The organism is Bradyrhizobium sp. NAS96.2 (assembly GCF_001908235.1).
Taxonomy (GTDB): Bacteria; Pseudomonadota; Alphaproteobacteria; order Rhizobiales; family Xanthobacteraceae; genus Bradyrhizobium.
In genome coordinates this window covers 1-1,218 of sequence record NZ_LGHK01000350.1, presented here as the reverse complement: position 1 = coordinate 1,218, position 1,218 = coordinate 1, and the positions used below count along the sequence as shown (strand labels likewise).

Here is a 1,218-nt window from a genome sequence, read left to right as displayed (position 1 = left end):
GCGCCCGGATGGCCCGCAGCCCGCACCCGCGGCGCGACCGGCGACGGCACCCAGCAGGAAACGGCCGTGGTTCGTCACGGCACTGGTGATCCTGCTAGCCCTTGCCCTGCTGCCGCTGCCCGGCGGCCCCGCGATGGCTGGTGCGTTGCTGTTTCTCTACTTCAGCCGATGGTGGAAGCGGTGAGCCACCGGACCTCTCGCGTGAGAGCCAGCTAACGCACTAGCTCTGAGGTTTGGTCAGGAACGAGTCCTGTGTCCAGCCAGCGCCACCCATCGCCACAGCGATCGAACCGCCACCGGCTCGACCAGAGCTACTTGCCAGATACTGGTTCAGAAGCGCAAAGCTGCTGCCAGCTTGAGATGCGGCGGTCGTGCCTTGATCTCCCCACCCAGAAGTTGCCTGCGGCGCGGCGGTTGCCAACGAGTTGGGCTGCGCAAAATCCTGGTTTGCCCAGCTTCCAGTGCTTGCGCCGGTCGTGCTCGCCGACCAGCCGGACGATGATGTCGGCGCCAGTCCCATGGCGGCTAGCATCGCTCCCATGGGGCCGGGGTCGGTCGTTGCAGCGGTCGGCAATGGGTCGACCGCCGCGGCCACCGGCGAAGTGGTGTCCGGGATGACAGTTGGCGCGACAATGGCGGTTGTGGAATTGGTCGCGGCCGGGTTGGTCGCAACTGGGGTCGTCGTCGTGGTCGGCTGGGCGGGCGGTGTGGTCGGGTCCGTCGAGGCAGTGACGTTGGCACCGGTGACGGTGTTACCGCTGCCGGCGGCTTGATAGAGCTGGACCTCGGCGATCTGCATCGGCATCGACGATGGGGTCGAGCTATCGAGCGCAGTATGCCATCCGGCCGCGTTTGAGTTCGCGACCTGATTGCTCATGATCAGCTGCATCGGCTCGTTCGGAATCGGGACCTGCGCGCTGGTCGCCGTCGCAATCTGCTTACCGTCGAGATACCAGGTGATCGATTGGCCGGGCACCCAGTTGATGCCGTAGGTATGGAAGCCGGCCGTGAGGTCGATGCCGGTGTCGACCGTGCCGCCGACCGTCCCTGAGGGCGTGTGAAGATGCCAGGTGAAGGCCTGGTTGGCCGGCCCATTGCCGGTATATCCCCCCTCCTGGATATCGATCTCGAAATTGTCGCCGCTGCTCGAGCCCGCACCGGGCATCAGCCAAAGCGACGGCCAAGCACCGTCGCCGCTCGGCGCCTTCATGCTGATCT

2 protein-coding genes are annotated in these 1,218 nt (G+C 65.8%); one reads left to right on the top strand and one right to left on the bottom strand.

What is annotated here, in order from left to right:
• The coding region (locus tag AC628_RS45000) for a hypothetical protein (RefSeq protein WP_210190337.1) at positions 1-184 on the top strand (184 nt) is incomplete at its 5' end.
• Positions 185-220: 36 nt separating this feature from the next.
• Here the strand turns inward: AC628_RS45000 and AC628_RS41175 are convergent.
• Positions 221-1,218, bottom strand: a 998-nt coding sequence (locus tag AC628_RS41175; RefSeq protein ID WP_074132517.1) for a glycoside hydrolase family 16 protein, incomplete at its 5' end; no start/stop codon positions are given.